3 protein-coding genes are annotated in these 3,152 nt (G+C 77.4%); 1 reads left to right on the forward strand and 2 read right to left on the reverse strand.

All coding sequences use genetic code 11. The annotated features are described in order from the left end of the window. Window positions 1-485, reverse strand: a 485-nt coding sequence (locus SZN_RS36410) for a lysylphosphatidylglycerol synthase domain-containing protein (RefSeq protein ID WP_007505642.1), incomplete at its 3' end; no start/stop codon positions are given. Further along, entirely contained in the window at window positions 482-1,978 is a 1,497-nt protein-coding gene (locus SZN_RS36415; protein WP_007505644.1) for a hypothetical protein, read from the reverse strand. The genes SZN_RS36415 and SZN_RS36410, both read right to left, overlap by 4 nt. 277 nt (window positions 1,979-2,255) lie before the next feature. Between SZN_RS36415 and SZN_RS36420 the strand changes: the two genes are divergently transcribed. Beyond that, window positions 2,256-2,936 (forward strand): nucleoside/nucleotide kinase family protein, encoded by a 681-nt coding sequence (locus SZN_RS36420; RefSeq protein ID WP_007505646.1) that lies wholly within the window; start codon window positions 2,256-2,258, stop codon window positions 2,934-2,936. The last annotated feature ends 216 nt before the right edge of the window (window positions 2,937-3,152 follow it).

Below are 3,152 nucleotides of genomic sequence, written 5' to 3' on the forward strand. Positions count from 1 at the left end.
GCCCCGCCGGCGGGCGGCACGCGCAGGACCCCGGGGCAGACCGCGAGGAGGCCGGCGATCAGGGCGGCCCGCACGAGCGCCCCCGCGGTCCCCTTGACGGTGATCGCGGTCGCGGCGGCGGCGAACGGCAGTCCGCAGCGCGTCAGCAGACGCAGGTTCACCACGCCGCCGCCGAGGCCCGCGGGCAGCACCTGGTTGGCGGCCGTGGCGGCGAACTGGCCTGCCAGGAGCCGCCCTTGCGGCAGCCGTCCCGGCACCGCGCCCTGCTGGGCCAGCGCCGCGCAGGGCCACGTCGCGAGGGCGGCGACGCCGGCTGCCAGCAGCCATCCCTGGTCGGCGAGGGTGAGCCGGACGGCGCCGCTGTGCAGCACCGGCCAGTGGCGCCGGACCAGATAGGCGGCGGCCAGCAGGACCACGAGGGTGAGGGCGGTGTGCCAGGGGGCGTGCCCCCGGCGGGGTGCGGTGAGCGCCGGTTGCGGCGTCATTCAGGTCCGCCCGCGCCCGGCGCGGGGGCGACGCGGACGTCCAGTCCGGCGAGCCGGTGCCGCGGCCAGTCCCGGGCGTGGCGCGGCGGTGTGCCGCCGGGCCTGCTGAGGACGCCGACCGGGACCTCGCGCGTGGTGCGCAGGATCGCGGACAGGGTGGTGTTGGCGTTGTGGCCGCTCACCGCGCCGGAGGCGCAGCCGGTGTAGTACGCGACGGGGACGGAGTCGTATCCGGTGAGCAGGCACGGCGGCCGTACGCCGAGCCGGTGGAGTCCCGCCGCGGAGCGCGCCCAGTCGACGCGGGCGGCGGTGATGCGCGCGACGGTGCGCTCCAGGACGACGTACTGCACGGTGAGATGGCCCGCGAGGGCCAGTCCGACCGCAGCGGCGGCCACCGGGCGCCACCGGCCGCGGGGGGCGAGAAGGTGCGCCAGCGCGTCGGCGACGGGGAGGGCGAGCAGCGCGTAGGCGGGCAGGAGGAAGCGGGGGGCCGCGTAGCCGATGAGGAACAGGTAGGGGACGGCGGCCGTGGTGGCGCAGGCGAGCGGGAGCAGGGTGCGGGGGGTGCGCCCGGCCCGGACGGCGAGCGTCAGGGCGTAGCCGGCGAGGAGCGGAAGGGCGAACCACCAGAGGTAGACGGTCGGATAGGGCATCTCGGCGTTGCAGGGCCGGCACAGCGTGATGCCGGCGAGGCTGCGCATCTGGTCGTCGACGGCGAGGTTCCAGCCCAGGTCGCCCTGGATGCGGGAGGCCTCGTTCAGCCGCTCGCGCAGGCCGCCGTACGCGGCGTACGCCTCGACGACCCACTCCAGGGCCCCGGCGGCGAGGCCCGCGGCGAGGAAGGCGCCGAGCCGCCGGTGGCGGCCCGCGACGGCGAGGAGGAGCAGCGGCACCGTGACCCAGACGGCGTCGGTGGGCCGCATCCACGCCATCAGGGCGGCGGCCGCGAAGACGCCCCACAGGGCCCGCCGGTCGGGCAGGAGGCCGGCGCGGGCCCGCAGGAAGCAGCCGACGCAGATCAGCGCGCCGAACGCGACCCAGAGGTTGGGCATGGCCTGCGGCCCGTAGAAGAGGGTCACCCACAGGGTGGCGAAGAACGCTCCGGCGCCCGCGAGGACACGGGTCGGGAACAGGCCCCGCCAGGCGCGCAGGGCGAGGTGGAGGCCGAGTCCGGACAGGACCGCGAGGTAGACGCGCAGCAGCGCGGTGGACGACGACCAGGAGGCGACGGGCCACACCAGCAGGGACACGCCTCGCGCGCGGGGGGCGCTGAAGAACGCGGCCGGCGCGGCGTCGCCCGCCTGGCTGACGTAGACGATCTCGTCCCAGCCGAGGCCCATCGTGGGCCGTACGAGCAGGAGTTGGGCGAGGGTGAACGCGGCGGCGACGGCCGCCGGCGGGGCCGCGCCGCGGGGCGGCCACCGCCTCGGGGGCACGGTTCGCGGGGTGCGCCGTCCGCCGCGCACGAGCGTCGGCTGTGTGCCCTGGGCCATCGTCCATCCCTCACCCCCCACACGCCGCGGGGCCTGTCGTCCCCGTGGCCCGGCGAGGGGTCGGCGGGGATCGCCGGAACGTCAGCACGCACGTCACGCAAACCATGCGAGAACATGCGAGACCGTGCGAGAACAGGAACAAACTAGCGCGAGGGTGACGCTTCCGGCGCGAGGGGTTCGGCCAGGCGGGGAGGGGCGCGTCCGGGGCCGGCGGCGCCGTGCGGGGCCCCGGCGCGGGCCCGGCGGGCGAGGCCGCCCGGATGCCACACTCGGCTGTGTGACCCCGACCTACGAAGACCTCCTCGCCCGCGCCGGGTCCCTGCCCCGCGACGGCCGCCGCGCCGTCCTCGGCATCGCGGGCAGCCCCGGTTCGGGCAAGACGACCCTCGCCGAACGCCTGGTGCGCGACCTGAACGGCGGCGGGCCGCCGTGGGCGGCGCACGTGCCCATGGACGGATTCCACCTCGCCGACGCGGAGCTGGACCGGCTCGGGCTGCGCGACCGCAAGGGGGCGCCCGAGACCTTCGACGCGGCGGGCTACGCGGCGCTCCTGGGGCGGCTGCGGGAGCCGGGCGACGGCGCCGTCGTGTACGCGCCGGGCTTCGAGCGCGTCCTCGAACAGCCGATCGCGGGGGCCGTGCCGGTGGAGCCGGCGGCCCGGCTGATCGTCACCGAGGGGAACTACCTGCTGCTGGACACGGGCGCGTGGACGCGCGTGCGGGCGCAGCTCGACGAGGTGTGGTTCTGCGCGCCGGACGAGGCGGAGCGGCTGCGGCGGCTGCTCGCCCGGCACGAGGAGTTCGGCAAGTCGCACGAGGCGGCGGTGGCCTGGGTGATGCGCTCCGACCAGCGCAACGCGGCACTGGTCGCGGCCACCCGGGACCGCGCCGGGCTCGTCGTCCCCGCGAGCGCGCTGCCCGGCCCGCGGGAGGAACCGGCCTCCCGCGCCGGAACCTGAGCGGGCCGGGGACGGGTTCGGCCGCTTCGGGCTGAACTCCGGCACACCGCGGGCCGTACCCGTCTGCACGGCGGAACGTCCGCCGGTACGGCTCCCGGTGCGGCTCCCGGCACCGGCAGCCGCAGCGGACGGCGCTGACACGGAGCGGATGATGGCACTCGAACAGCACGCGGGCACGCCCCCGGGACCGCCGGACCCGGCGTCGGGGGCGGAGCC

The sequence above is a fragment of the Streptomyces zinciresistens K42 genome, assembly GCF_000225525.1.
GTDB lineage: Bacteria > Actinomycetota > Actinomycetes > Streptomycetales > Streptomycetaceae > Streptomyces > Streptomyces zinciresistens.

What these genes read in the sequence shown, in the direction of transcription:
- SZN_RS36415 (WP_007505644.1), bottom strand. Translation starts at nt 1,978, where the DNA reads ATGGCCCAGGGCACACAGCCGACGCTCGTGCGCGGCGGACGGCGCACC.